Origin of the sequence: Aeromicrobium sp. CF3.5 (genome assembly GCF_051262695.1) — a bacterium.
Taxonomy (GTDB): Bacteria; Actinomycetota; Actinomycetes; order Propionibacteriales; family Nocardioidaceae; genus Aeromicrobium.
In genome coordinates this window covers 305,223-331,712 of sequence record NZ_JBIMEZ010000002.1, presented here as the reverse complement: position 1 = coordinate 331,712, position 26,490 = coordinate 305,223, and the positions used below count along the sequence as shown (strand labels likewise).

The 26,490-nt window shown below is 68.6% G+C and carries 28 protein-coding genes; 19 read left to right on the top strand and 9 right to left on the bottom strand.

Translation table 11 applies throughout. The annotated features are described in order from the left end of the window. The first annotated feature begins 165 nt into the window (after positions 1-165). Genes ACHAA3_RS05160 through ACHAA3_RS05130 form a run of 7 tightly spaced genes read left to right on the top strand, consistent with a single transcriptional unit; the run spans position 166 to position 6,810 of the window. Positions 166-2,925, top strand: a complete 2,760-nt coding sequence (locus tag ACHAA3_RS05160; RefSeq protein WP_435707876.1) for a DUF4040 family protein — start codon at positions 166-168, stop codon at positions 2,923-2,925. Then, on the top strand, positions 2,922-3,245 hold the full coding sequence (locus ACHAA3_RS05155; protein WP_435707875.1) for a sodium:proton antiporter: 324 nt from the start codon (positions 2,922-2,924) through the stop codon (positions 3,243-3,245). The genes ACHAA3_RS05160 and ACHAA3_RS05155 overlap by 4 nt, the downstream gene beginning before the upstream one ends. Further along, positions 3,242-4,753 (top strand): monovalent cation/H+ antiporter subunit D family protein, encoded by a 1,512-nt coding sequence (locus ACHAA3_RS05150; RefSeq protein ID WP_435707874.1) that lies wholly within the window; start codon positions 3,242-3,244, stop codon positions 4,751-4,753. Before ACHAA3_RS05155 ends, ACHAA3_RS05150 begins: the two co-directional genes overlap by 4 nt. Continuing rightward, positions 4,750-5,109 carry a Na+/H+ antiporter subunit E gene (locus ACHAA3_RS05145; RefSeq protein WP_435707873.1) on the top strand — a complete coding sequence of 120 codons (360 nt, stop codon included), beginning with the start codon at positions 4,750-4,752 and terminating at the stop codon, positions 5,107-5,109. Before ACHAA3_RS05150 ends, ACHAA3_RS05145 begins: the two co-directional genes overlap by 4 nt. Next, on the top strand, positions 5,106-5,363 hold the full coding sequence (locus ACHAA3_RS05140) for a monovalent cation/H+ antiporter complex subunit F (protein WP_435707872.1): 258 nt from the start codon (positions 5,106-5,108) through the stop codon (positions 5,361-5,363). The genes ACHAA3_RS05145 and ACHAA3_RS05140 overlap by 4 nt, the downstream gene beginning before the upstream one ends. A gap of 22 nt (positions 5,364-5,385) precedes the next feature. Continuing rightward, positions 5,386-5,745: a cation:proton antiporter gene (locus ACHAA3_RS05135; RefSeq protein ID WP_435707871.1), complete on the top strand. Its 360-nt coding sequence runs from the start codon at positions 5,386-5,388 to the stop codon at positions 5,743-5,745. 60 nt (positions 5,746-5,805) lie between these two features. Further along, complete coding sequence (locus ACHAA3_RS05130; RefSeq protein ID WP_435707870.1) at positions 5,806-6,810, top strand: glycerophosphodiester phosphodiesterase family protein; 1,005 nt, start codon at positions 5,806-5,808, stop codon at positions 6,808-6,810. Here the strand turns inward: ACHAA3_RS05130 and ACHAA3_RS05125 are convergent. From ACHAA3_RS05125 to ACHAA3_RS05115, 3 genes are read right to left on the bottom strand one after another with little or no spacing between them, the layout of a single operon-like run. Continuing rightward, on the bottom strand, positions 6,761-6,997 hold the full coding sequence (locus ACHAA3_RS05125) for a PspC domain-containing protein (RefSeq protein ID WP_435707869.1): 237 nt from the start codon (positions 6,995-6,997) through the stop codon (positions 6,761-6,763). The genes ACHAA3_RS05130 and ACHAA3_RS05125 overlap by 50 nt on opposite strands. Continuing rightward, complete coding sequence (locus tag ACHAA3_RS05120) at positions 6,969-7,244, bottom strand: hypothetical protein (RefSeq protein WP_435707868.1); 276 nt, start codon at positions 7,242-7,244, stop codon at positions 6,969-6,971. Before ACHAA3_RS05120 ends, ACHAA3_RS05125 begins: the two co-directional genes overlap by 29 nt. Beyond that, entirely contained in the window at positions 7,241-8,464 is a 1,224-nt protein-coding gene (locus ACHAA3_RS05115) for a PspC domain-containing protein (protein WP_435707867.1), read from the bottom strand. The genes ACHAA3_RS05120 and ACHAA3_RS05115 overlap by 4 nt, the downstream gene beginning before the upstream one ends. 130 nt (positions 8,465-8,594) lie before the next feature. On the opposite strand from ACHAA3_RS05115, the gene ACHAA3_RS05110 reads away from it, so the two are divergent. From ACHAA3_RS05110 to ACHAA3_RS05090, 5 genes are all read left to right on the top strand, one after another. Next, on the top strand, positions 8,595-9,860 hold the full coding sequence (locus tag ACHAA3_RS05110) for an ATP-binding protein (protein ID WP_435707866.1): 1,266 nt from the start codon (positions 8,595-8,597) through the stop codon (positions 9,858-9,860). Beyond that, positions 9,857-10,498, top strand: coding sequence for a response regulator (locus ACHAA3_RS05105; protein ID WP_435707865.1), 642 nt, complete (start codon positions 9,857-9,859; stop codon positions 10,496-10,498). Before ACHAA3_RS05110 ends, ACHAA3_RS05105 begins: the two co-directional genes overlap by 4 nt. A gap of 85 nt (positions 10,499-10,583) precedes the next feature. Further along, positions 10,584-10,811: a FitA-like ribbon-helix-helix domain-containing protein gene (locus tag ACHAA3_RS05100; protein ID WP_435707864.1), complete on the top strand. Its 228-nt coding sequence runs from the start codon at positions 10,584-10,586 to the stop codon at positions 10,809-10,811. Continuing rightward, complete coding sequence (locus ACHAA3_RS05095) at positions 10,808-11,239, top strand: type II toxin-antitoxin system VapC family toxin (protein ID WP_435707863.1); 432 nt, start codon at positions 10,808-10,810, stop codon at positions 11,237-11,239. The genes ACHAA3_RS05100 and ACHAA3_RS05095 overlap by 4 nt, the downstream gene beginning before the upstream one ends. Before the next feature lie 88 nt (positions 11,240-11,327). Then, on the top strand, positions 11,328-11,849 hold the full coding sequence (locus tag ACHAA3_RS05090) for an MOSC domain-containing protein (protein WP_435707862.1): 522 nt from the start codon (positions 11,328-11,330) through the stop codon (positions 11,847-11,849). 62 nt (positions 11,850-11,911) lie between these two features. Here the strand turns inward: ACHAA3_RS05090 and ACHAA3_RS05085 are convergent, their stop codons facing one another. Beyond that, the gene (locus ACHAA3_RS05085; protein ID WP_435707861.1) at positions 11,912-12,736 is read right to left on the bottom strand and encodes an amino acid ABC transporter ATP-binding protein; all 825 of its coding nucleotides are present in this window, start codon (positions 12,734-12,736) and stop codon (positions 11,912-11,914) included. Beyond that, positions 12,733-14,205, bottom strand: coding sequence for an ABC transporter substrate-binding protein/permease (locus ACHAA3_RS05080; protein ID WP_435707860.1), 1,473 nt, complete (start codon positions 14,203-14,205; stop codon positions 12,733-12,735). Before ACHAA3_RS05080 ends, ACHAA3_RS05085 begins: the two co-directional genes overlap by 4 nt. 161 nt (positions 14,206-14,366) lie before the next feature. Between ACHAA3_RS05080 and ACHAA3_RS05075 the strand changes: the two genes are divergently transcribed. The 4 genes from ACHAA3_RS05075 to ACHAA3_RS05060 are packed head-to-tail and all read left to right on the top strand — an operon-like array spanning position 14,367 to position 18,312. Then, on the top strand, positions 14,367-15,422 hold the full coding sequence (locus ACHAA3_RS05075) for an ABC transporter substrate-binding protein (RefSeq protein ID WP_435707859.1): 1,056 nt from the start codon (positions 14,367-14,369) through the stop codon (positions 15,420-15,422). Positions 15,423-15,449: 27 nt separating this feature from the next. After that, positions 15,450-16,460 (top strand): FecCD family ABC transporter permease, encoded by a 1,011-nt coding sequence (locus ACHAA3_RS05070; RefSeq protein WP_435707858.1) that lies wholly within the window; start codon positions 15,450-15,452, stop codon positions 16,458-16,460. Next, positions 16,457-17,512, top strand: a complete 1,056-nt coding sequence (locus tag ACHAA3_RS05065; RefSeq protein ID WP_435707857.1) for a FecCD family ABC transporter permease — start codon at positions 16,457-16,459, stop codon at positions 17,510-17,512. Before ACHAA3_RS05070 ends, ACHAA3_RS05065 begins: the two co-directional genes overlap by 4 nt. Next, positions 17,509-18,312, top strand: coding sequence for an ABC transporter ATP-binding protein (locus ACHAA3_RS05060; protein ID WP_435707856.1), 804 nt, complete (start codon positions 17,509-17,511; stop codon positions 18,310-18,312). The genes ACHAA3_RS05065 and ACHAA3_RS05060 overlap by 4 nt, the downstream gene beginning before the upstream one ends. A 16-nt stretch (positions 18,313-18,328) precedes the next feature. On the opposite strand, the gene ACHAA3_RS05055 is transcribed toward ACHAA3_RS05060, so the two are convergent. Beyond that, the gene (locus tag ACHAA3_RS05055; protein ID WP_435707855.1) at positions 18,329-18,754 is read right to left on the bottom strand and encodes a DUF2000 family protein; all 426 of its coding nucleotides are present in this window, start codon (positions 18,752-18,754) and stop codon (positions 18,329-18,331) included. Positions 18,755-18,803: 49 nt separating this feature from the next. On the opposite strand from ACHAA3_RS05055, the gene ACHAA3_RS05050 reads away from it, so the two are divergent. Together ACHAA3_RS05050 and zwf are read left to right on the top strand one after the other, a co-directional pair. Further along, positions 18,804-19,601 carry an AraC family transcriptional regulator gene (locus ACHAA3_RS05050; protein ID WP_435707854.1) on the top strand — a complete coding sequence of 266 codons (798 nt, stop codon included), beginning with the start codon at positions 18,804-18,806 and terminating at the stop codon, positions 19,599-19,601. Positions 19,602-19,653: 52 nt separating this feature from the next. Next, positions 19,654-21,090, top strand: coding sequence for a glucose-6-phosphate dehydrogenase (gene zwf / locus ACHAA3_RS05045; protein WP_435707853.1), 1,437 nt, complete (start codon positions 19,654-19,656; stop codon positions 21,088-21,090). Positions 21,091-21,222: 132 nt separating this feature from the next. Here the strand turns inward: zwf and ACHAA3_RS05040 are convergent, their stop codons facing one another. Continuing rightward, positions 21,223-22,122, bottom strand: coding sequence for a bestrophin family protein (locus ACHAA3_RS05040; protein WP_435707852.1), 900 nt, complete (start codon positions 22,120-22,122; stop codon positions 21,223-21,225). 178 nt (positions 22,123-22,300) lie between these two features. Here ACHAA3_RS05040 and pcrA point away from each other — a divergent pair, with 178 nt between their 5' ends. Continuing rightward, positions 22,301-24,628 (top strand): DNA helicase PcrA, encoded by a 2,328-nt coding sequence (pcrA, locus tag ACHAA3_RS05035; RefSeq protein ID WP_435707851.1) that lies wholly within the window; start codon positions 22,301-22,303, stop codon positions 24,626-24,628. Positions 24,629-24,682: 54 nt separating this feature from the next. On the opposite strand, the gene ACHAA3_RS05030 is transcribed toward pcrA, so the two are convergent. Together ACHAA3_RS05030 and ACHAA3_RS05025 are read right to left on the bottom strand one after the other, a co-directional pair. Further along, positions 24,683-25,612, bottom strand: a complete 930-nt coding sequence (locus ACHAA3_RS05030) for a DUF559 domain-containing protein (protein WP_435707850.1) — start codon at positions 25,610-25,612, stop codon at positions 24,683-24,685. 158 nt (positions 25,613-25,770) lie between these two features. Then, positions 25,771-26,460 (bottom strand): M23 family metallopeptidase, encoded by a 690-nt coding sequence (locus tag ACHAA3_RS05025; RefSeq protein ID WP_435707849.1) that lies wholly within the window; start codon positions 26,458-26,460, stop codon positions 25,771-25,773. Positions 26,461-26,490: the final 30 nt, after the last annotated feature.

Sequence of the window (26,490 nt, the reverse complement as noted above, 5' to 3'; positions counted from 1 at the left end):
AGCCCGAATCGCTGCTGACGTCGCGAGCGCCTCTCGAGCGTTCGACGCGCTGCGATAGGTTGGTCTGCGGTGAGCCGGGAAGTCTGGTCGGCGCCATGTCGTCGATCCCGAAGAGTTTTCCGTGACCCTCGCTGACCACCCCACCGACCTGAGGAAGGCCGCTGCATGGGCCTGCTGATCCTCGTCGGTGCCGCCGCGCTCCTCGTCGCCCTCGCGCCGGTGCTCGCCTCGGCCCTCGGGCCTCGCGCCGGATGGCCGATCGCCGCAGGTCTGGCCGCGTGCACCGCCGGTGCCGTGACCGTGTGGAACTCAGGATCGCTCGAGCAGAGCGTTCCGTGGATCCCGTCGCTGGGCGTCTCGTTCAGCCTGCGCATGGACGGGCTCGGCCTGCTGTTCGCGGTCGTCGTGCTGGGTATCGGTGCCCTGGTGATGCTCTACAGCGCCAGCTACATCACCGAGAAACGGCCGCTGGCCTTCTACACGCTGATGGTCTTCTTCGCCGCCGCCATGCTGGTGCTCGTCCTCGCCGACGACCTCGTGCTGCTGTTCGTGGCGTGGGAGCTGACGACGCTGTGCTCGTACCTGCTGATCCTGCGGTCCGGTCCCCAGGCGGTCCGGCCGGCCACCCGCACCCTGCTCGTGACCGCGATGGGCGGGCTGTGCCTGCTCGGCGCCGTCGCGCTGATCATCGCCCGCACCGGCACCACCAACCTGACCGACGCACTCGCGAGCGACGCCTGGACCACCGATCCGGCCTTCGCCACGTCGGCTGCGGTCTTGGTCGCCGTCGCGGCGCTGACCAAGTCCGCCCAGTTCCCGTTCCACGCCTGGTTGCCCGACGCCATGGTGGCGCCTGCTCCCGTGAGTGCCTACCTGCACGCGGCCGCGATGGTCAAGGCTGGCATCTACCTGCTCCTGCGCTTCGCCGACGCGGCCTCGGCCTCGCCCGCGTGGCCCGTCATCCTGATCGGCATCGGCGTCCTGACCTCGGTGATGGCCGCCGTGTTCGCGCTGCAGCGCACCGACATCAAGGAGCTGCTCGCCTACTCGACCGTCAGCCAGCTGGGCATGCTGGTGGCCATCATCGGCGTGGGCGGCTCGCACGCGATGCTCGCTGCGTGCGTGCACGTCGTCGCGCACGCCCTGTTCAAGTCGGCCGGGTTCATGTACGTGGGCCTGATCGAACGCCGCAGCGGGACCCGCGACATCCGCGAGCTGAACGGCCTGGCGCGTGCCATGCCGTGGACCTCGCTCATGCTGGCGCTCGCCGCGCTCAGCATGGCCGGCGTACCCCCGCTGCTCGGATTCGTGAGCAAGGAGGCGATCTTCGAGGCCGGCCTCGACGAAGGCGCTTGGTTCGCCGTGGCCGGCATCGCGCTGGCCGCCGTGTTCACCGCCAGCTACAGCGCGCGCCTCGTGGTGCACACCTTCGGCGGCTCCCCGATGAAGCTGAACGCCCCACGCGGCACCGTCTCGATGGCATCAGCGGTCTCGGTCTCCGCGCTGGGCGGTGCGCTGCTGGGATTCGGCGCGCCGCTGCTCGAGGGCCTCGTGCGCCCGGCCGCCGCTGCGGCCAGCGGTGAGCCGCTGGGCGAGATTCCCGAGGTCTACCTGTGGCACGGCTTCAACACGGCCCTGCTGATCTCCGTCGTCGTGCTGAGCATCGCCCTGGCCCTGATCCTCGGTCGCCAGCGAGTCGGCGTCCTGCTGGATCGCCCGCTCTTCCCGGGCACCGGTGTCGGTGCGGTCAACCGGGTGCACGACCTGATCGTCGCCGGCGGTCGCCGGGTGGGTGACCTCACCCGCACCGATCAGCCAGCAGCCCACCTCGCCGTGCCCATCACGTTGGTGGCAGTGGCCGGAACGGCAGCAGCGGTCACCACCGGCGGCTGGCGTTCGGGAGCGCCCGCGTCCGAACCCGTCGACTTCGGTCTGCTGCTGCTCATCACCGTGGGCGTCATCTCGGTGATCGCGTCGAGTAGTCGCATGGGTGCCGTCATCTCGGCGGGCATCGTCGGGTTCAGCGTCGCCCTCTGGTTCTTCGTGCTGGGCGCCGCCGACGTGGCCCTGACGCAGCTCCTCGTGGAGTTCCTGACCGTCGTCATCATCGTGATGGTGCTGCGCCGTCTGCCCCGGACGTTCCGACCCCGCGCGCCCCGCCGTCGTGCCGTCACCGCAGTGGTCGCCGTGCTGGGCGGAGTCGCCGCGACCATCGCGACCCTCGCGCTCACCGGCCGCAGCACGCTCTCGCCGGCTGGCGAGTACTACCTGCGCGAGGCCGAGAACGAGACCGGGGCCGCCAACGTGGTGAACTCGATCCTGGTGGACTTCCGAGCGCTCGACACCCTCGGCGAGCTCGTGGTGCTGGCCGTCACCGGGCTGGCGATGTCGGTGCTGCTGCGCTCGCGGCGCGCCCTCGAGGGACCCGAGGTGACGATCGACCACACCGCTCTGGACGACGCGACCGACAACCTGGTGTTCCTGCGCACGCTCGCGCGGGTGCTGGTGCCGATCATGGCCGGTTTCTCCTTGTACGCGCTGCTGCGCGGCCACGACGCTCCCGGTGGCGGATTCATCTCCGCGCTCATCGGTGCGGCAGCGGTCGGTGCGGCCTATCTCTCGGCCTACAGCGACCGCTGGACCCAGCGGCGCATGCCCTACCTGGCGATCGCCGGATCCGGTGTGCTCCTGGCAGCCGTCATCGGATTCGTCGGCCTGGCGAAGGGGTCGTTCCTGTACCCGATCAAGTTCACGGTGCTCGGCTACGAGGCGTCGACCGCGCTGGTGTTCGACCTCGGGGTCTACCTGGCCGTGTTCGGCGTGGTCCTCGCAGCGATCAACCTGCTGGGTGCACCAACCGATCACGACGAGGACGACGAGCCCGCGCCCCTCGAGACCGCGTCCTTCGAGGAGGGCCAGCCATGATCCTCGCGCTCACTGTCGGCGTGCTGACCGCCGGCGCCATCTACCTGCTGCTTGACCTGACGTTCCTGCGAGTCGTGCTGGGCTTCGTGGTGCTCAGCCACGCGGTCAACCTCGCGCTGTTCGCGGCCGGTGGCAGTGCCCGCCGTGTCGAGCCGCTGGGTAGCGACCTCGATCCTGCGGTCGTGGCCGACGCCCTGCCCCAGGCCTTCGTGCTGACCGCGATCGTGATCGCCTTCGCCATCACCGTCTACCTGCTCGTCCTGGCTGTCACCGGTCGTGAGGACGAGGAACCCGGCCTCGAGGAGGGCGGTCCCCGATGAACGACATCATCCTTCCGCTGATGGTCGGCGTGCCCCTGGCGATGGCCGGGCTCACCGCCATGGCTCCCCGTACCGCTCGCTGGGTGCTGCCGATCGCCTTCGTCACGCTGATCGGACTGCTGGTCGTCTCGGTCATGTTCGTGGTGGAGACCCAGGACGGCGAGGTGCTGTCCCACGCGGTCGGCTCCTGGCCGGCCGGCATCTCCATCCCCTTCGCGGTCGACCAGCTCACGGCGCTGATGTTGACGGCGACCGGGCTGCTGATCGTCGTGTGCTCGTGGTTCGCCGTCGCGTCGGGACCCGGCCGCGAACCCCTGTTCGCGCCGCTGCTCCTCGTGGTCGCCGCCGGTGTCAACGGTGCGCTGCTGACCGCAGACCTCTTCAACCTCTTCGTGTTCATCGAGGTCATGCTGCTGCCGTCGTACGGCCTGCTCGTCCTGGCCGGACGGCTCAAGGGCACCGACCGGTCGGTGCGCGGCTCGCGCCTCTACGTGACCTTCAACCTGTTCGTGTCCACGGTGTTCCTGGTGGGCGTGGGATTCGTCTACGGCACGGCCGGCACCGTCAACCTCGGCGAGCTGGCCGGCCGCGCCGAGGAGTCGCCGACGGTGGCCGCGGCGACCGCGGTCTGCCTGGTCGCCCTGTCGATGAAAGCGGCCACGTTCCCCGCCCACGGTTGGCTCGCACAGGCCTACCCCACGACGTCTCCGGCCATGACCGCGCTGTTCTCCGGCCTGCACACCAAGGTTGCGGTCTACGCCATCTACCGCATCTACTCGGTGGTCTTCGACGGCGACGAGCGATACCTGTGGATCGGGCTGGTGGCCTTCAGCCTCACGATGGTCGTCGGCGTGCTCGGTGCGGTGGGCGAGCAGTCGATGCGCTCGATCCTGGTGTTCAACATGGTCAGCGGCATCGGGTACGTCCTGATCGGCCTGGCGTTGTTCACCGGCGCGGGCATCGCCGCCGGCCTGTTCTACCTGATCCACCACATGATCGTGATGGCCTCGCTGCTGATGACCACCGGCGCCGTCGAGGTCAGATACGGCGGCTCCCGGCTCGGGGGCGTCCGCGCCGTCGCCCGGCGCGAACCGGTCCTGGCGACCGCCTTCCTGATGGCGGCCATCTCTCTGGCCGGACTGCCGCCGTTCTCGGGCTTCGTGGGCAAGGTCGCCATCGTCATCGCGGCCGCCGACGCCCGCCAGTACGCCGTCATGGCGGTGGCCGTCGGGGTCAGCCTGCTGACCTTGCTGTCGGTGCTGAAGATCTGGGATGCCACCTTCATGTCGCAGCAGCACGACGACGAGCACGATGACGTGGAGTCACTCGAGGGCGGATCGGTCAAGGCACCGGCAAAGGTCGGCTTGGCACTCGCCGGTCCGGGACTCGTGCTCGCCGTCGCCACGCTCGCCCTGGGCATCGGTGGTGAGGGTCTGCTGTCCCTCACCACCGTGGCTGCCGACGGCCTGCTGGACACGTCGGCCTACGTCGAGGCGGTGCTGTCATGAGGCGCGTTCTCGTCGTGCCGGGACGCCTGCTCGTCTTCACGGGGTGGTTCGTCTGGCAGATCCTGGCCTCGTCGCGCACGATCCTGCACGACATCGCGACCCCGGGCTCTGATGCCACCGCACGGGTGGTGCGCCTGCCCCTGCGGTCGAGCAATGACGCCGAGGTGACGCTGATCGGCACGCTCATCACGTTGACCCCGGGCACGTTGACGCTGGGCGTCGTCCCCCGTGAGGACGGCGGCCGGTGCCTGTTGGTGCACTCGATGTACCACCGTGACCATCCCTCGGCCCTGGCCGAGCTCAGCGACATGGAGGACCGGATGCTGCACGCCTTCGCCGTGAAGGATCGACGATGATCGGCATCGATGTCGCCCTCGTGGCGTGCGGTTTCGCCTCAGTGCTCAGTGCGTACCGCATCGTCGTGGGCCCCACGCCCGCCGACCGTGCGGTCGCCTCGGACCTGCTGACCTTCGCTCTCGTGGCACTCGTGGCCCTCATCGGGTTGCGCGCCGAGAGCACGGCCACGCTCGACCTGGTGCTGGTGGCCACCCTCGTGGCGTTCCTGTCCTCGGTGTCCCTGGCCCGCGCCCTCACCCGGGGGTGGCGATGACTACCTTGCCGGAGGCGAGCTCATGACGACAGTCCTCGAGGTGCTGGGGCAGATCTTCCTGCTCGCCGGTGCCCTGGTGTTCATCCTGGCTGCGATCGGTCTGATCAGCCTGTTCGACCCCTATACGCGGACCTCGGCCGTGGCCACGGCCGCAGGCATCGGCGTGTCGTTCATCGTGGTCGGCGTGGTGCTGATCGACCCGTCCGTGTCCAACACCATCAAGGGCGTTCTTGCGATCGGCCTTCAGCTGGTGACCTCTGCGGTCGGCAGCATGGCGATCGCCCGGGGGGCGGTCCTGACCGGTCATGAGTTCGAGCCCGGCACCGATGCCACCGAGCTGCACGAGCTGCACGACCCCGATCAGCTGCCCAAGTCTCCGTAGGGCTCGACGTGCTCGCCGCAGGTCCCTCGATTCGACGGCCACGGATGTTTGACTAAGGACATGTCCGCGCCGATCGTCATCGGTCATCGCGGTGTCCCGGGCGTTCGCCTGGAGCACACCCGGCCCTCCTATGAGCTCGCCATCGAGCAGGGCGCCAACTACATCGAGCCAGACGTGGTCTGCTCGCGGGACGGGCACCTGGTGGTGCGGCACGAGAACGAGATCAGCGGCACGACCGACATCGCCCACCGGCCCGAGTTCGCCGACCGCAAGGTCACCAAGGTCATCGACGGGATCCCGCTCAGCGGCTGGTTCACCGAAGACCTCACCCTCGATGAGCTCAAGTCCTTGCGCACCCGTGAGCGGCTGCCGGACCTGCGCCCTCAGAACCTGGCGCTGGACGGGGAGATCCTCACCTTCGAGGAGGTGCTCGACATCGCGGAGAGCGCCACGGCCACGACGGGCCGAACGATCGGTGTGTGCGTGGAGACCAAGCACCCCACCTACTTCGCCGGTCTGGACCTGGATCTGGACGACCGCCTGATCGAGACGTTCGATCGGAGGGGAATCAACGAGGCGTCCGGCCCGGTGGTGATCCAGTCCAAGGAGGTCGGCAACCTCCAGCGGCTACGCGATCGCACCCCTCTCCAGCTCCTCCAGCTGATCGACCTGCGAGGGGCGGCATTCGACCTCGCCGACGCGGGTGATCCGCGCACCTTCGCCGATCTGACGACTCCGGCCGGGCTGGCCGAGATCGCCACCTACGCCGACGGCATCGGGCCACACAAGAGCCAGGTCATCGCTCGACATCCCGGGCACCGGCTGGCCGGCGAGACGGGACTGGTGGGACGCGCGCACGACCACGGCCTCCTCGTGCACGTCTGGACGATGCGCAATGAGAACAACTTCCTGCCGCTCGACCTCCGGCTCGGTCAGGACCGCCGCGCCGCTGGCGACGCCGCGGCCGAGTACAGGCTCTTCCTCGATGCCGGGGTCGACGGCTTCTTCAGCGACTTCACGCAGACGGCGGTGCAGGCGGTGCAGGACTGGCAGGCGGCCCGCTGAGATCGTCCAGCGGCATCAGGAACCACGCCACGATGTAGACGACCACCACGGTGCCGACGCCGATCAGGGTCAGCACGACGGTCAGGAGGCGGATCAGGTTCACGTCGACGCCGGTGGATCGGGCGATGCCGCCGCAGATGCCGGCGATCCACTTCTGGTCACGGCTGCGGGTCAGTTGCTTCTTCATCAGATTCCTCCATGGGGTGGGTGGTGTCGGTGGCGTCGGTCGTACTCGTGGTCGTGCTCGGTGGGCGAGGCTTCCAGAAGGTGAGGATCACTCCAAGGATCCCAGCCACGATCAACACGACGCTGAGACTCAGACTGAACTCGCGCTGGGTCAGCAGGTCCTGCTGCCAGATGGCCCAGTTGCCCGCGACGGCGAGGAAGAACGCGCCGAAGGCGGCCCCCTGCCAGCGGAATGTATGACGGTTCACTGTCGGATCACCTCGATGTCGCCGATCGTGTGGTCGATCGTCAGGTTCAGGGCCCGGCCGGGACCGGCCGGGGATGTGAGTGCAGTGTCGTTGCCGCTCGCCGTGCGACCGAGGACGGTGACTTCGCCGGCCTGCAGATCAGCCTCGACGTCGACGTTCAGCCCGTTCGGGACGATGACCGTCGTCTGCCCGATGCCGGTGTCGACCGAGACCGATCGACCCAGCAGGCCCTGGGGGTCGTCGACCTCGCTGAGGTCGATCCGCACATCACCGATGCCGTGCGTGTAGCGCGTCTGGACCTCGGCGGCCGTTCTCGGCGCGACATCGAGCTGGCCGATGCGCGGGTTCGGCACTGTGCTCCCGACGCCGAGCGCGACGACGAGCGCCAGCCCGATCCAGATCAGTGGCCCGCCCTCACCGACGAAGGAGCTCAGCAGCAGCGCGGCACCGATTACCGCCAGGGCCACGAGCACGTAGGTGGTCCAGGAAGTTCCTCCGTTGGAGTCCGCGACGAGCCGGGTCACGGCCATCGCGATCGCGACGATCGACACGGTCAGACCGGTCAGTGCCCTCGATCGTGGCGCGTGCCGTTCGCGCCGGCGTTGGTTCCACTCGTCGGCGACCGCGGTGGCGGATGCTCCAGCGCGATCGCCCGCCTCGCGCCCAGCAGTCCGGGCCTCCTGAGCCACGTCGTCGGCCCATTCGCGTCGTTCGGGCTTCGTCATGGCCCGTTGGCGTGGACGGATCACGCACAGCCACACCAGCAGCGCTGCGGGGATCAGCAACCAGCCGCCGCCCAGGCCGGGCCCCCAGCCGCTGTCGCCGACGATCGCCAGAACGGACACCACGCCAGCCAGCACCAGCCCGCCCACGCGGACCTTCTCCTCGTTCTCGTCGAGCCGGAACCAGTCGGTGGCGACGCTCGGGCCCGAGTCGCTCGGCAGGAGGAACCAAGCGGCGACGTACATGATGATCCCGGCCCCGCCGACGAAGGTGAGCACGGCGAAGGCGATCCGCACGATCACGGGGTCGACGTCGAGGTGCCGAGCCAGGCCGGTGCAGACGCCGCCCACGAGGCGGTCGTTGGTGCTGCGGCGGGCCTCGGTCACGCTGCGCATTCGGCTCGTCGTCGAGTCATCGGTGGCGGTCGCGCCACGGTCCTCACCTGGCGGAGTGCCGCCGGACGGGTCGTCCTCGGTCGGTGGGCTGGTGTCGTTCATGACTCCATGGTGATGCGTATCGATCGCGAGCACATCGGGTACCTCCCTGATCTCGACCCGGGGTCACCTCAGGGGCCGGCGCGGGTCATCTGGTGTGGCGGGGCCACCCGCGCGCGTGTGACGATCAAGTGTGAGCGAACACCGTGGATCCGGGGAGCACGAGTACCGTCGTGCGACCCGACCGGCCGAGCGTCGACTGGTGGCCGGAGTCAGCACGGGTCTGGCCGAGCACCTCGGGGTTCCCGTGCTGGCGGTCCGGATCACGTTCATCGTCGCCACCTGGTTCAACGGCGCGGGCATCGTCGCGTACCTGCTCCTGTGGCGATTCATGGCTCTGGAGCACGCCGACCTGTCCCCGGGTCTGGAGTCCGCCACGCGCCGCGGCCTGCGGACCCGGTCTCGTCCGGCGGTTCCCGACGTGATGCAGGGGCTCGCCCTGGGTGCCATCGGCGCCGGCGTGCTGGTGTTCCTGCAGACCACGGGCCGCGGCATCAGTGGGTCGTTGCTGGCGCCGATCCTGGTCGCGATCGTTGGGATCGCGCTGATCTGGCGTCAGTTCGACGACGCCTCGCTGGGGCGCTGGATGATGCGCACCAGTGGCCTCACCTTCGCGGCACGCATCGGCGCGGGGGTGGCCATGGTGGCGCTGTCGGGTGTCTACGTGATCACCCAGGATCGCGGATGGGGGGCGGTCGTCGACCTCGGCTCCGCGGTCCTCATCGCGCTGCTGGGCGTGGCCCTGATTCTCGGGCCCTGGCTGCATCAGCTGGTCAGTGATCTGGGCGACGAACGACGAGCACGCGTGCGCTCGCAGGAGCGCGCCGACGTCGCGGCCCACCTGCACGACTCGGTCCTGCAGACCCTGGCCCTGCTGCAGAAGAATCCCGACGACCCCGCCCAGGTGGCGACCCTCGCCCGCCGACAGGAGCGCGAGCTCCGGGCGTGGTTGTACGGGACCGACGAGACGATCGGCGAGTCGTTCGCAGCATCGTTGCGCGGCACTGCAGCCGAGGTCGAGAACGCCCATCACGTGGCCATCGAGACGGTCGTCGTCGGCGATGTCGCGCTCGATGCCGACGTCGCGGCGATGGTGCGCGCGGCTCGTGAGGCGATGGTCAATGCGGCCAAGCACGCGGGCGTCGATCGGGTCGACGTCTACGCCGAGACCGACGGCGAGTCGGCCCAGGTGTTCGTGCGCGATCGCGGCGTCGGCTTCGATCTCGACCAGGTGTCCTCTGACCGCATGGGCGTGCGGGCGTCGATCCTCGAACGCGTCCGGCGTCACGGCGGCTCGGCCGAGATCCGCACGGCGCCGGGGCAGGGCACCGAGGTTCGACTCACGGTGGGCGTTCGTCACTCCACCGACCAGGCCACCACGAGAGGCGCCACGACATGACCAGGCTCAGAGTCGCGATCGTCGACGACCACGCGATGTTCCGCACCGGGGTGCGCGCGGAGATCGCCGGGGCCGCCGATGTGGTCGGGGAGGCCGAGAACGTCGACAGCGCGGTGCGGATCATCAGCGACCTGGTGCCGGACGTCGTGCTGCTCGACGTGCACATGCCCGGCGGGGGAGGGCTGGAGGTCATCCGCCAGCTGGAGCTGCGTCGTGTCGAGACCGTCTTCCTCGCGCTGTCGGTCAGCGATGCCGCCGAGGACGTCATCGGCATCATCCGGGCCGGAGCCCGCGGCTATGTCACCAAGAACATCTCCGGGCCCGAGCTCGTCGACGCCATCGTGCGGGTCGCGTCGGGAGACGCGGTGTTCTCACCGCGTCTGGCCGGCTTCGTGCTCGACGCCTTCGCGGGGACCATCGAGGTCGCGCAGGTCGATGAGGACCTCGACCGCCTGACCGAGCGCGAGCGCGAGGTGATGCGCCTGATCGCCCGCGGCTACGCCTACAAGGAGGTCGCCGCCGACCTGTTCATCTCGATCAAGACCGTGGAGACCCACGTCAGCAGCGTGCTGCGCAAGCTGCAGCTGTCGAGTCGCCACGAGCTGACCCGCTGGGCCAACGACCGCCGGTTGATCTGAGCGCCAGGGCGCGGATCGTTCCAGATGACGTGGGTTCGACACGAGTGGCAACTGATATCATCAACGTGATATCGGAGGTGCCGCAATGGAACAGATCGTGATCCGCAATCTTCCTGCAGGAACGAAGGCCGCGCTACGCGCCCGTGCCGATCGGCGTCACCGGTCTGTCGAGGCGGAGGTGCGCGATGTCCTGAGCCAGGCACTTGCGGGTGACCCTGCGACCATCGTCGATCTCCTGAGCACCGACGAGGGCGCCGAGATTGACTGTGGTGTCGAGCAGCTGGGCCTGACGGCTCGCTCTGCGGATCTGTGAAGTACCTTCTGGACACCAATGTGGTGTCCGCGCTTCGAGTCCGCGGCCGCAACCCATCGGTCGAGGCCTGGGCGGCAGCGATGCCCATCGGCGACCTGTTCGTCGCGGCGATGACAGTCGCCGAGATCGAGCGAGGAGTGATCGCCAAGGAGCGCTCCGACGCCGGGCAGGGAACGATCTTGCGCCGTTGGTTCGAGGAGAACGTCCTGCCCACCTTTGCCGGACGGGTGCTGGCGTTCGACCTGCCTGCGGCGCGGATCCTGGCCAGCTATCGTGTTCCTGAACGCGCCCCGCTCGACGACGCTCTCATTGCGGCCGTCGCGCAGTCCGCCGAGATGGCCGTGGCAACGCGCAACACGCGACACTTCGAACCTCTCGGCGTCGCATGCGTGAATCCGTGGGAAGCCGGCACCCAGACCGCACCCTGAGCCTGCGCACGCGCTGGGCCCCGGGGGTGATACTCATGCGGCTCCTCTTCGTGGTGATACTGGGCGGATGAGGCCCACGGTGGTGGCGGTGAATCGCGACGAAGAGCATCGATTCGGCAAGACGACCACGGACGTCATCGAGCTGCTGGCTGGCCTTGGCATCGCCGATGACGCGCATGCCCGGGTGACCGTCCAGCACCGATCCCGGGTGGCCGTCGATCCGACCCAACCGAACCTGCGTCAGGTGCACCTGATGCATGCAGAGCTGTTCGACGAGCTCGAGGACAGCGGATTCAGCGTTAGGGCCGGTCAGCTCGGTGAGAACATCACGACGGCGGGCCTCGATCTGCTCCGGCTGCCGCGAGGCTCCCGCCTGCACATCGGCCCGTCGGCCGTGGTCGAGGTGACCGGCCTGCGCAACCCATGCCGCCAGATCAACGACTTCATGCCCGGGCTGCTCAATGCCGTGGTGCACCACGCTGACGACGGCTCACTGGTCCGCAGGGCCGGGGTCATGGGGGTGGTCGCCGTCGGCGGTGATGTCAGGCGCGGCGACGTCATCGAGGTGGAGCTGCCCGAAACGCCGCACGAGCCGCTTGATCGCATCTGACTGCTCGAAACGCGGACTCGCCGAAGCGCCGAACCCGTCCCGCTGCGTCAGGCCAGGAGAATCTAGTCGCGCCGGATGCGACTCAGGAACTGGCGGGTGCGATCCTCGTGCGGGTCGCCGATGACCTGCGCCGGGGTGCCGTGCTCGACGACGACGCCGCCGTCGAGGAACAGGACCTGGTCGGCGACCTGCGCCGCGAAGCCAATCTCGTGCGTCACGATCATGGTGGTCCAGCCCTCGCTGGCCAGGTCCTTGATCACCGCGAGCACCTCGCCGACCAGCTCAGGGTCGAGGGCTGAGGTGGGCTCGTCGAACAGCACCATCCGGGGGCGGAGCGCGAGCGCCCGGGCGATGCCGACGCGCTGCTGCTGACCGCCCGACAGCTGGAAGGGGTGCTGGTCGGATTTGTCGCTGAGGCCGACCTGCTCGAGGAGGTCGCGGGCTTCGGCAACTGCCTCGTCCGCGGGGCGCTTCTGCACCTGCACCGGCCCCTCAATGACGTTCTCGAGCACGGTCTTGTGCGGGAAGAGGTTGTGTGACTGGAAGACCATGCCGCTCTGGGCCCGCAGGCTGGCGGTCTGCTCCCGGGCTGCCTGGCCCTTGAGTGGGAGGACGCCGAAGTCGACCTCGACGTCGTCGATGCGGATCGTGCCGTGGTCGGGACGTTCCAGCACGTTGAGCGTGCGCAGGATCGTCGTCTTGCCGGACCCCGAGGGGCCCAGCAGTGCCGTGGTCGTGCCGGCGACCGCGTCGAAGTCGATGCCGCGCAGCACGTGGTTGTCACCGAACGACTTGTCGATGCCACGGGCCCGGGCGCGCAGGTCGCCCATGGGCTCAGAGTCGGTCTGGTCGGGGCTCGTCCGGTCGGGAGTGGGAAGGTCGGTCATGAGGCCACGAACCTGTTCAGTCGGTTTTCGATCTTGCCCTGTCCTGCGGCGAGACCGGCGCACACCACCCAGTAGTACAGGGCGGCGACGGCGTACAGCGGCAGGTAGATCTGAGCGGATGCGGCGGCGGTCGAGGCCTCGCGGAGGAGCTCGGTCACCAGCACCACGGACAGCAGGGAGGTGTCCTTGAGCAACGAGATCAGCGTGTTCGACAGGGGAGGCACTGCGGTGCGGGCCGCCTGCGGGAAGATGATGCGTCGCAGGCTCTGCCAGTAGCCCATGCCGATCGTGGAGGCGGCCTCGAACTGCCCGCGGGGCACCGAGAGGATGGCTGACCGCACGATCTCGGCGGCATAGCCACCGACGTTGAGGCTGAGCGCGAGGATCGCCGCCGGCCACGGCGAGAGATCGATGCCGATCTCGGGCAGGCCGTAGAACACGATGAACAGCTGCACCAGCAGGGGAGTGCCGCGGATGATCGAGATGTAGGTGCGGGCGATCCCGGAGAGCACCCGGTTGCCCGAGATGTTGGCCAGTGCAGCCGCCACGGCCAGCACGAGACCCAGGGCGAAGCTGACGATCGTGATGGGGATCGTGGCGATCACCAGGGCCCGCAGCATCGGCCCGGCCGCGTCCTTGACGACCTCCCAGTCGGTGCGTGTCGCGCGTCCGCCGGAGAGGTCGGCCTCGCCGGTGTTCTGCACCGTGACGTCGATCTTGAAGTACTTCTGAGAGATCTCCGCCAGGGTGCCGTCGGCCTTGAGCGCGGCCAGGGCGTCGTTCGCCTGCTGCCGCAGCTCGGTGTCGTCCTGGCGGAAGGCGAGCTTCTGCTCGCTGATCTCGTCGCCAGCGGTGCCGGAGATCTCGACCTGGTCGGTGCCCGTGGTGTTGAGGTAGTCCAGCGCCGCGAGGTTGTCGTTGATGAGCGCGTCCACGCGTCCCTGCACCACCAGGGCGGCCGCCTGCGGGAAGCCCTCGACGCCCTCGACCGTGGCACCCGCCTCGCGGGCCAGCTCGGCGTAGTTGGTCGTGAGGGACTGGGCAGTGGTCTTGCCCTCCAGGTCCGAGAGCTTCGTGATGCCCGTGGTGCCGGCCTTCACGACGATCACCCCGCGCGAGTACGTGTAGGTGTCGGACAGGCCGTAGCGCGCCTGACGCTCGGGGTTGTCGGTCACCTGGTTGGCGATGACGTCGATGCGGTCGGCCTCGAGCGCGGCGAAGATCGCGTCGAAGGTCGTCTCGACGAACTCCAGCCTCCACCCGGCCTCCTCGGCCACGGCCTGGATGACCTCGATGTCGAAGCCGGTCAGCTCGTTGTTCTCGGACTCGTGGAACGAGAACGGCGGATAGGTGCCCTCGGTGCCGACCCGCACCAGAGGCCGGTCGTCAGTCGCAGCGACTGCGGACCCTGCCGGGAGCATCACGAGGGCGAGAATCGCGAGGACGAGGAGCTTGACGGCGTGTCTCAACAGAACCCCTCGATGGCGACGGAGCTCGTCCCCGCTCTGCGTCACAGTAGTCGGCCCGCGCCGAGGTGGGAACAGATCCATGATGCGGACCTCCGTATGGCCAGCGTCCAAGACCTTAGGTTAGGCTTACCTCGTTCTTGATATTCGACGAGGAGATTCCCGTGCGCGTCCTGCGAGTTTTGGCCCTGACCATGGCCGTCCCCCTGACCCTGAGCGTCACCGCTGCGTGCAGCACTGGCGCTGCTGGCGATGGTGACACCGAAGCTGTCGAGGCGGCGAGTGGTGTCGACGCTGACGCCTTCCCCGTCACCATCGAGCACGCGCTCGGCGAGACCACGATCGAGGACGAGCCGAAGCGCGTTGTCGCCGCCGGATTCTCCGGGGCAGACTTCCCGCTCTCGTTGGGTGTCGTGCCGGTGGGAGCCGCCAAGATCACCTATGCGGGCACCGAGGAGTTCTCCACCACCTACTTCGACGACGCGCTCGCCGAGATCGACGGTGCCGAGGCGCCCACCCGCCTGGACGAGACCGACGGTCTGCCGGTCGATGAGATCGTGCGACTGGAGCCCGACCTGGTCACCGCGACCCAGTCCGGGATCACCCAGGAGGAGTACGACACGCTCACCGACGCCGGCATCGACGTCGTCGCCTACCCCAACGCGCCCTACACGACGACGTGGCAGGAGTCGCTGGAGATGGAGGGTCGCGCGCTCGGCCGCTCCGAGCTCGCCGCGCAGATCGAGGACGAGACGACCCAGCTGATCGCGGACACGGCCGAGGAGTTCCCGCAGCTTCAGGACAAGACCTTCACCTTCGGCGGTCCGAACGCGGGAGACTTCTCCTCGTTCTACGTCTACACCGACCAGGACAACCGCCCGCGCCTGCTGACCGACCTGGGCATGAAGAACACCGAGTTCGTGCAGGAGAACAGCGAGGACGGACAGTTCCTGTTCAACGTCTCCTCCGAGCGCGCCAGCTCCTTGGACGCGGACGTGTTCCTCACCTATGCCACCAGCGAGGACGAGGTCGCGGACCTGGCGAGCAACCCGTTGACCCGGCAGATCCCCGCCATCGCGGACAACCGGTGGTACGCCACGGTCGACGTCACCGAGGCCGTCGGTTTCTCCGCTCCGTCGCCACTGTCGCTGCCGTCGGCCCTGGAGCGGTACGTGCCCCAGGTCGCTGCGGCCGTCGACGGCAACGGATCGGGCTCCTGATCGGTTCGGCCGGGCGGGGACACTGAGATGGCCGCGACCGAGGCGATCCTGGCACCGCCCGAGCGGGCGATGGCGGGGCCGCGGCGCGCTGCCGTCGCACTGGTCTGCCTGCTCGTCGTGGCCATGATCGCGTCGGTGCTGGTCGGCTCTCGCCTCGTCTCGCCGCTGGCGTGGTTCGAGGACGGTCCTGACCGGATCGTCCTGGAGTCCCGCGTCGTGCGGACCGTGCTCGGAATGCTCGTCGGGGCGGCGCTGGGTCTCGCCGGCGCCAGCATGCAGGGCCTCACCCGCAATCCGCTGGCCGATCCCGGCATCCTCGGGATCAACGCCGGTGCGGCTCTGGCGATCGTGCTCGGCATCGTCTATCTCGGTGCAGGCGGGCTGACCGCCTACATGCTGCTCGGCTTTGTCGGCGCTGCAGTCGCGGCTGTCGCGGTGCACTCGATCGCCAGCATCGGACGTGGTGGTGCGACTCCCGCCAAGCTGACCGTCGCCGGCGCCGCGTTCGCTGCCGCCGCGACCAGCTGGACGGTGGCGGTGCAGCTGATCGACCAGGTGGCCCTCGATGTGATGCGCCGCTGGCAGGTCGGCTCGGTCGGCGGACGCGACTGGGACACGGTCGCGACCGTGGGTCCGGTGCTCGCGGTCGGATTCGTCCTCGCGATCGGGCTGAGCCGCACCCTCAACACCTTGGCCCTGGGCGACGACCTCGCCAAGGGGCTGGGTCGTCACACCGTGCGCGACCGGCTGCTGGTCGGTACCGCGATCGTGCTGCTCGCCGGCACGGCGACGGCCGTGGCCGGTCCGATCGCCTTCGTCGGCCTGATCGTGCCGCACCTGGTGCGGGTCGCGGTGGGCTCCGACCACCGGTTCCTCCTGCCGCTGAGCGCTGGTTTCGGTGCCGTGCTGGTGCTGCTGGCCGACACCGCCGGCCGGGTCGTGCTGCCGCCGTCGGAGGTGCAGGTGGGCATCATGACTGCGATCGTGGGCGTCCCGTTCTTCTTGCTGCTGGTGCGTCGTGGACGGATGGGCCTGTGAGCGCCCCGGTGCTGACCCGCACGAGTGCCGCAGGTGCCGCGAGGTCGGACCTTCGCGCGGCCAACCGCGCTCCCCGCCGACGCCGCCGGGTCGTGACCGCCGCTCTGGTGGGTGCGCTCGTCGCGGCGTTCGGGGCCCGGGTGCTGCTGGGCGACTACACCGTCACGATCCCCGATTTCTTAGCGATCGTGTTCGGCAAGGACATCCCGGTCGCGAGCTTCGTGGTGATGGAGTCCAAGCTGCCGCGCGCCGTGCTGGCGGTGCTGGTGGGCGTCGCGTTCGGCACGGCGGGATCGCTGTTCCAAAACCTGCTGCGCAACCCGCTGGCCAGCCCGGACATCGTCGGCGTCAGCCTCGGGGCCAGCGCGGCGGGCGTTTTCGCCATCCTGGTGCTGGGGCTGCGCGGGGGCGCCGTCTCGGTGTTCGCCGTGGTGGGCGCCGTGGCCGTGGCGGCCGTCGTGCGCTGGGTCGCCGGAACCACGGGCGGGTACCGCCTCGTGCTGGTCGGGGTCGGAGTGGCCGCCGGCATGCTGGCTGTGGTCCAGTACCTGCTGGCCCGTTCCAGCACGTACGACGTCCAGCTCGCGCTGCGCTGGCTGGTGGGCAGCCTGAACGGGGTGCCGTGGTCGACCATCGGCATCCTGGCGGCCGCCATGGTGGTGCTGCTCGCCGTGCTCGCCTGGCTGGGCCGGGCCCTGCCGGCGCTCGAGCTGGGCCAGGACGCCGCCGTCGGTCTCGGTGTTCGGGCGCATCGCATCGACACGCTGCTGCTCGTGGGGGTGTTGCTGACGGCCTTCGGCGTCGCCGCCGCCGGGCCCGTCTCATTCGTGGCCTTCATGGCCGGACCGATCGCCCGTTCCCTGTTGGGCGGTCGGCACAGTCTGCTGTGCGGTGCCCTGGTCGGCGCGGTGCTGATGCTGCTGGCCGACTACACCGCCGCCTACCTGGTGCCGGGGGTCGTGCTGCCGGTCGGTGTCGTGACCGGGGCGGTCGGCGGGCCGTTCCTGCTGTGGTTGTTGACACGTGGAGCTGCAACGGGAGGAGCACGATGACCAGACTGCGCACCGAGGCGGCCAGCCTCGGCTACGGAGACCGCACGGTGGTGCGTGAGATCACCGTCGAGGTGCCTGACGGCCAGATCACGGTGGTCGTCGGCCCCAACGCGTGCGGCAAGTCCACGCTGCTGCGGGGGCTGGCGCGTCTGCTGAAGCCGGCCGAGGGCAGCGTGCTGCTCGATGGCGAGGTCATCCATCGTCGCCCGACCAAGGAGGTGGCGAAGGTGCTGGGGCTCCTGCCGCAGACCCCTATCGCGCCGGACGGTGTCACCGTCGCGGATCTCGTCGGCCGGGGGCGTCAACCGCACCAGGGGATGTTCGCGCGCTGGACCGCCGAGGATCGCGCCGCCGTCAGCGAGGCCATGGTGCTCACCGGGACCGACGAGCTGGCCGACCGTGCTGTCGACGAGCTGTCAGGCGGTCAGCGGCAACGGGTCTGGATCGCCATGGCGCTCGCCCAGGGCACCGATCTGCTGCTGCTCGACGAGCCCACGACGTACCTCGACGTGGCCCACCAGGTCGAGATGCTCGACCTGCTCGCCGAGCTCAACGCGCGGCGAGGCACCACGATCGTCATGGTCCTGCACGACCTCAACCTGGCGGCTCGGTACGCCCACCGGCTCATCGCGTTGAAGGACGGGATCGTGCTGGCCGAGGGAGCACCCCGAGACGTCGTGACGGCCGAGCGGGTCGAGGAGGTGTTCGATCTGCGCTGCCAGGTGATCGAAGACCCGGTCGCCGGCACGCCGCTGGTGGTGCCGATCAGTCGCACGCACGCCCCCTCATCGAGCAGGTGAGGTGGCGAGGCGTGCATCAGGGATGCAGCGACGCACCCTTGCACGTCTTGTCGACGGCGTTCCGCGCGCCGTGCACGGCGATCCCGACCAGGTCGAGGTCGTCGCGTCGGACGTCTCGCACCACCGCCCGGTTGGCCTCGTCGTGGCCCGTCTGAAACATCTGAGCGGTGTAGATCGCGGTGGCGAGACCGCGACTCACGGCCTTGCCGAGCGTCGTGGAGAGCCGCTCACGGTCGCCGGACAGCACGACGACCGGTTGACGCAGCAACGGTAGGTAGACGGTCTCGTCCGCGTCGGTGTACGGCTCGCCGATCAGATCCGGATGCGCAGCCGCGATGCCGGCGATCAGGAACGAGGTCACGTTGAGCTCCTGCCACGGAGCGACGTCGGCGCGCAGGAGGACGGCGATCTTGGTGTCGAAGCGAATCGGTTCAGTCGTCATGACACCAGCGTCACCTGACTCGACCGGGCCGGTCTTGTACGTTCCTGACATGAGCTCGAAAGAGCGGGTGCGGTCGTGGCGCCCGGCCGTGGCCGGCGTTGCCGAGGTGCTGCACGCGCACTTCACCGAGCACGCCTATCCGGCACACACGCACGCCGACTGGACGCTCCTGCTGGTCGACACCGGTGGCGTCGACTACGCGTTGGGACGCACGCCGCAGGTGGCGGCGCCCCGATCGCTGACGATCCTGCCCCCGCACGTGCCGCACGACGGGCGGGCGGCACAGGACGGCGGCTTCGACAAGCGGGTGGTCTACCTCGCCGAGCGGTGGCTGTCGCTCGACCTCGTCGGCGCGGCCGAACGTGACCCATCGCTGCGAGGGCTCGATCTCGCCGCCGAGACGGCCGCTCTGCACGAGGCGCTCGTGCGGCCCGGCGACGAGCTGGAGGCAGAGTCCCGGCTGGCGCTGGTCTGCGAGCGGATCGGCCATCGACTCGACCAGCGGGCGACACGGCACCCGGATCGTCCGGCCGCGCGGGTGGCCGGGCTCGTCCGTGAACGCCTCGACGCGGTCGACGGCGAAGCGCCCACCCTGCAGCAGATGGCCGCCGAGCTCGACGTCCACCCCACCCACCTGGTGCGCGCGTTCACGCGGGAGTTCGCGATGCCTCCCCACCGCTACCTGATCGGGCGCCGCATCGACCGGGCCCGCAGCCTGCTGCTGGACGGCATGGGCTCGGCGGAGGTGGCCGTCGTCGCGGGCTTTCACGACCAGTCGCACCTGACCCGTCACTTCAGGCGGTTGCTCGGTGTCACCCCCGGTGCCTTCGCGCGTGGAGCCGCCTGACCACGCACGACACGTTCACGCCATGGCCACGTCGCGGGTCTAGCCTGATGCCATGGACCAGCCGCACCTGATCGTGATCTTCGGAGCCACCGGGGACCTCGCTCGCCGCAAGCTGCTGCCCGGCATCATGCACCTGGTGCAGAGCCAGCTGGTGCCGGACTCACGCATCATCGGGGTCTCGCTCGACGACTTCGACGACGACGGTTTTCGCGCCTTCGCCGAGCAGGCCTGCCGTGAGTTCGGCACCCGCGCCGGCGGCACCGACCAGTGGGACGACTTCGCCGCCAAGCTGTCGTACGTCAACGTCAAGGACGGCCCGGAGGCGCTCGCGCAGCAGGCCGCCAAGCAGGAGGCTGCGCTGGGTGGCCGGCACGGGCGGCTGCACTACCTGAGCGTTCCGCCGAAGGCCGCGCTCGACGTGGTCAAGACCCTCGAGGCCGCCGACCTGGTCACCGACTCACGCATCATCATGGAGAAGCCGTTCGGCACCGACCTGGCCAGCGCGGTGGCGTTGAACGCCTCGATCCACGAGGTGTTCGGCGAGAGTCAGATCTTCCGGATCGACCACTTCCTGGGCAAGGAGGCGGCGCTGAACATCCTCGCGTTCCGGTTCGCCAACGGGCTGTTCGAGCCGATCTGGAACCGCAACTTCATCGACCACGTGCAGATCGACGTGCCCGAGACCCTGGGCCTGGACGGGCGCACCGGGTTCTACGAGGGCACCGGGGCGTTCAAGGACATGGTGGTGACCCACCTGTTCCAGGTGCTCGCCTTCATGGCGATGGAGCCCCCGACGTCGCTGGACTCCGACTCGATCTCCGAGGAGAAGAACAAGGTCTTCCGCTCGATGCTGCCGCTGGACCCGCGCGAGGTCGTGCGAGGTCAGTACCAGGGCTATCGCGACGAGCCCGGGGTTGCCGGTGACTCCGACACCGACACTTTCGTGGCGCTCAGGGCCGAGATCGACAACTGGCGCTGGGCCGGGGTGCCGTTCTACCTGCGCACGGGCAAGAAGTTGGCCGAGGGGGCGCGCATCATCTCGATCGCCTTCCGCGAGCCGCCCAAGTCGATGTTTCCGTCCGGATCGGGGGTGGGTTTGTCCGGCCCCGATCACCTGACCTTCGATTTGGCGGACGCCTCGAGGATGTCCCTGTCGTTCTACGGCAAGCGCCCTGGGCCGGGCATGAAGCTGGACAAGCTGAGCATGCAGTTCGCGATGCAGGAGACCGACCGCGCCGGTGACGTGCTGGAGGCGTACGAACGTCTCATCTACGACGCGATGCGCGGCGAGCGCACGCTCTTCACGACGGCCGAGGGTATCGAGCGACTGTGGGAGATCTCCGCGCCGCTGCTGACCGACACCCCTCCGGTTCGGGCCTACCCGCCGGGCACCTGGGGCCCCAACGCAGTCCACCAGCTGATCGCCCCCAAGGCGTGGCGCCTCCCCTTCGAGCGCAGCTGGCGAAAACCCAACACCACCGCCGACTGACCGCCGACGAGTCACGTAGAACCGGTGACGAGTCACGAAGACCCGGTGACGAGTCACGGAGACCGTTCTGAGTGACTCCTCGGTGGGTCTCCGTGACTCGTCAGCGAACCGCGCGGCGAGCCCGACTGACCGTCACCACAGGACCTGCTTGATCGGGGTCACGGCCTCTGGGGTGGAATCGCCGATCATCTCGCGCAGGTCGATCTCGACGGTCCGGGAGATGGCGGTGATCGGCACGTCATGCACGCCGTCCCTGAAGGGCTCGGACAGGTCCTTGCCCACCTGCACCGCCAGGAGGAACATCACGCCGATCAGGCCCGATCCGATGGGCGTCCACCACCACAGGTCGGGAAAGACCGCGAAGGGCAGGATCACGCAGAACACCCGCGCGAAGAACGACGGCAGGAACCGGTACTGGATCGGCAGCGGCGTGCGCTGGATGCGTTCCAGGCCGCCTTGGGCGTCGGTCAGGGCGGACATGGTGGAGTCGATCTGGACGCGAGCGATGTCGTCGATCATCCCGCGGCGGTGCGCCTCGTTCAGCAGACGTCCGGCCTCCGACATCGTGGCCGTGGGCAGGCTGGTCGATGCCAGCACCCGATGCAACGCGTCCTCGCACAGATTCGCCGCCAGCTCGTCGGGCGGACGCTGCTGACGCAGCGACGTCCGCAGGGCATGCACGTAGGCGACCTGGGTGCGCACGAGGTCGTCGACCAGTCCGGGTCGGGCACCGGGCACCGTCTCGTCGACCATCGTGACCGCCTCGCGGCCCAGGTTGCGCGAGTGGTTGACGATGCTGCCCCACAGCGTGCGTGCCTCCCACCAACGGTCGTACGCCGCATTGACCATGAAGCCCAGGAAGAGGGCGATCGCGGTGCCGTAGAGGGTGTACTGGATCTCGATGGCCTCGAAGTTGATCCATCCCTGCACGATCGTCCAGGTCACGGCGACGTCCCACGTCAGGAGGATGATCACGGGCCAGAGCATCGGACGCCAGACCGCGGACGCCCTGGGTAGCTGAGAGGTGATCATGCGGCAACTGTGACGGGCGGGTCCAACGTCGTCACGACATCGTGACGAGGGTCGCAGACGGACGTCCGAAAGGCCCCGTCACCGGGTGCGGTGGTCAACTTCCAGGCGTCTGGAGGCCGCTTCGGTCGAGGGTGCCGAACGACTCGATGTCCGACTGCACGCGTAGGATCGAGGCGACATGACGCTGCCGTTCCCCGTGCCCCCGACGCCTCAGACATCTGCTCGGTCGACCCGGCGCCAGCCGCGATCCGAGGCACTGCTCGAGGGCCTCAACGACGCCCAGAAGCAGGCGGTCTCGCACCCCGGCGGTCCGTTGCTGGTGATCGCCGGGGCCGGATCGGGCAAGACCCGGGTGCTCACGCGGCGCATCGCCTGGCTGATCGCGGCCAAGGGGGCCCACCCCGGTTCGATCCTCGCCATCACCTTCACCAACAAGGCCGCTGCCGAGATGCGGTCCCGAGTTGCTGAACTGGTGGGTTCGTCTTCCCGAGCGATGTGGGTTTCTACGTTCCATTCGGCTTCTGTGCGCATCCTGCGCCGCGAGCACGCCAAGCTCGGGTTCACGTCCTCGTTCACCATCTACGACGCCGCCGACCAACGCCGACTCATGACCATGGTCTGTCGCGACATGGAGCTCGACCCCAAGCGGATCGCCCCGCGGGCGGTGCTCAACTGGATCTCCAACCTCAAGAACGAGCTCGTCGACCACGAGTCGGCCAGCAGCCGGGCCACCAATCCCACCGAGGAGATCTACGCCGAGGTCTACGGCACCTACCAGGCCCGGCTCACCGCGGCCAACGCCATGGACTTCGACGACCTCATCATGAACACGGTCCACCTGCTGCAGGGCTGGCCCGACGTCGCCGAGGCGTACCGGCGCCGCTTCCGGCACCTCCTGGTCGATGAGTACCAGGACACCAACCACGCGCAGTACCAGCTCATCAAGGAGCTCACCGACCCCGAGTCGGACCTGCTGGTGGTCGGCGACTCCGATCAGTCGATCTACGCCTTCCGTGGCGCCAGCATCCGCAACATCTTGGAGTTCGAGGACGACTTCCCCGACGCCACCACGGTGCTGCTGGAGCAGAACTACCGGTCCACCCAGACCATCTTGTCGGCAGCCAACGCCGTCATCGCGCGCAACGAGGGCCGCCAGGACAAGAAGTTGTGGTCCGCCGAGGGCGATGGCGAGCGCATCATCGGCTATGTCGGCGACGACGAGCGCGACGAGGCGCAGTTCATCGCCGACGAGGTCGACCGGCTCTCCGATTCCGGTGGGGTCGCCGCCAAGGACGTGGCGATCTTCTACCGCACCAACGCCCAGTCACGCGTGTTCGAGGAGGTCTTCATCCGGGTCGGCCTGCCCTACCGGGTCGTGGGTGGGGTGCGGTTCTACGAGCGCAAGGAGGTCAAGGACGCCCTGGCCTACCTCAAGGTCCTGGTCAACCCGCGCGACACCGTCTCGATCCGCCGCGTTCTCAACGAACCCAAGCGAGGTATCGGCGATCGGGCCGAAGCGGCCGTGCAACGACTCGCCGTGCAGCACGACGTCAGCTTCTGGGAGGCGCTCACCCGCGCGTCCGAGGCACCCGACCTCGCCACCCGGTCACTGCGAGCCATCGAGCCGTTCACCGACTTCATGTCCGAGCTGATGGACATGGCGGCGGGGGGAGCGCCGGCCGATGCCGTGCTCGAGGCAGCGCTGACCCGTAGCGGCTACCTGTCGACGCTGGAGGACAGCACCGACCCCCAGGACGAGACCCGGGTCGAGAATCTCGCCGAACTGGTCGCCGTTGCCCGCGAGTTCGTCGTGAATGCCTCCACCGTCGATGAGTCCGACCAGGCCGGCGCCGACGTCGAGGAGGCGGACCTCACCCCCGGTTCACTGGCCGCGTTCCTCGAGCAGGTCGCCCTCGTGGCCGATGCCGACTCCATCCCCGACGAGGGCGACGGTGTCGTCACCCTCATGACGCTGCACACGGCCAAGGGCCTGGAGTTTCCGGTGGTGTTCCTGACCGGTCTGGAGGACGGCATCTTTCCGCACATCCGCGCGATGGGCGACCCGGCCGAGCTCGCCGAGGAACGACGTCTCGCCTACGTGGGCATCACGCGCGCCCGCACGGCGTTGTACGTCACGCGCGCCACCACCCGGTCGGCGTGGGGAGCGCCCAGCTACAACCCGGCGTCACGGTTCCTCGACGAGCTGCCGGTCGACCTGGTGGACTGGAAGCGTCTGGGGCAGTCGCCCACGGCGTGGACTCCCAGCACTCCGTCCGCCACGGCGCGATCGTCGTTCCGCTCCAGCAACGTCGCCGCCCGGTCGAGCAAGGGAACGCGCGCCACGGTCTCGGTCGAGCCCGGCGATCGGGTCAGTCACGACACGTTCGGACTCGGCACCGTCGTCGCCATCGATGGAGAAGGTGACCGCGCGCAGGCATCGGTCGACTTCGGCACCCACGGCATCAAGCGCCTGCTCCTGCGCTACGCCCCCGTCGAGAAGCTCTAGCCCGCACCAAATTTTGGGACGTAGTTCGTCAGGCCGGGCCTTCGGAGTGACGAACTACGCCGCAAACCATCGGCGCCAGGTGTCACTCAGCTGCGGAGGTGGTCCGACGTAGCCACGGTCGACCAGCGCTCGGTGCACTCTGGCAACGATCGCGCCGGGGTCTTTCATGTCCTCGATCGTCACCACGATGACCCGCCATCCGAGAGCCTCGAGCTGTTCGCGTCGCAGGTGGTCCTTCTGTCGCTGCAGGGCGTCGCGCTCGTGCTGCCATCCGTCGTACTCGACCAGCACCATGAACTCGCGATACGGCAGATCTCCTCGGGCCACGAAGCAGCCGGAATGGTCAAGGATGTCGGTGTTCACCTCCGATGCGGGTAGGCGTCCGAATCGAAGCAGGAGTCGTAGATCGGTCTCTGTCACGGACTCGACGCCGTGGCGGACGTGACGAGCGATCCGACGCACTCGGCGGACGCCATTGAGATGGTGGGTCATCGAGAACTCGTACAGCTGTTCCGGCGTCGTCAGCGCGAGTCGGACCAACCAGTCGCCGGCGCGCACCAGGTCGACATGACCCAGCTGTGTGGCGACGTCGATCAACGTGCGGGTGGGGTCGAGCACGGGGACCCCGCGGACCACAGACGGATGGAGCATGTCTTGACGACGGTGCAACGTGACACCCTTGAGGCGAGTCTGGGCGCGCATGTTTGTCGAGAAGTGCAGGGGAGTCGGGTCTCGTAGTGTGACTCCCCACCACCACAGTGCTGACAGGTGGCTCAAGGCAGCATCCGCTGGCAGAAGCAACCGCGCGGCTGCAATCTGCAGCTCGGGCGTGAGCGGTGTGTCTGCGTAGCGGTGCACCCCGCGATGGACCGACACGATGCGTTGGCCGTTCAGCACGTCTTTGCTGAGGCCAGCCTCGTGGGCTTCCTGCGAGCTGAACACCCGACCGCGCAGGGACGACGGAAGCAGAAGTGGTGACGGCATGGGTCGACCGTCTCCCCGTCGGCAGCGCCGGAGAAGTCCTGCACGGCGACGTTGTGGAGAACGCTATTCCGTCCACAGGCGCCCACAGAGAGCAAATTTTGTGACGCAGTTCGCCACGCGATCAACGGAGAGTGACGAACTGCGTCACAAAATTTGGGCTAGGGGGTGACGCCGTGCTCGAGCAGAATCGGCTCGGGGTCGACGGCGCCGCCGCCGGCGGGACGGACTTCGAGGTGCAGGTGGGGTCCGGTGACGTTGCCGGTCGATCCGGTGTAACCGATGGTCTGACCGGGGGTGACGGCATCGCCGACAGAAACCGCGAGGCGGCTCTGGTGGGCATACCAGATCTCGGTGCCGTCCTCGAGTGTGACCACGGTGCGATTGCCGTAGGCGCCTTCGTAACCGGCTGACGTGACGGTGCCGGCAGCAACTGACACGATCGTGGAGCCCGATGGTCCGGCGAGGTCGATACCGGTGTGCCGGTTCGACCACAGGGCGCTGGCCTGGCCGAAGCGTGCAGTGAGGCTGTAGCCGGTCACCGGGATGACCCACTGGTTCTTCTTGATCTCAGCCTCGATCTCGGCGCTCTGCTCATCGACCTTGGCGGCCAGATCGCTGAGCGCAAGATCGCGCTGGTCCTTCTGGGTCTGCAGCTGCTTGGTGAACGTGGCGCGGTCGAAGTCGCGGCTGACATCAACCGATCCAGAGGCCTCGGCGGGAGTTCCGCCGCCGGCGTAGGACTCGGAGATCGTCTGGTACTGACCGGCGCTGAGCGAATCGGTGTCGGTGGCGTTACCCACCACAGTGGACAGGAAACCTGCACTGATCAGGACGACGGCTCCGGCCATGGCGGGCGTGGGGCGCAGCCGATGGCGGGT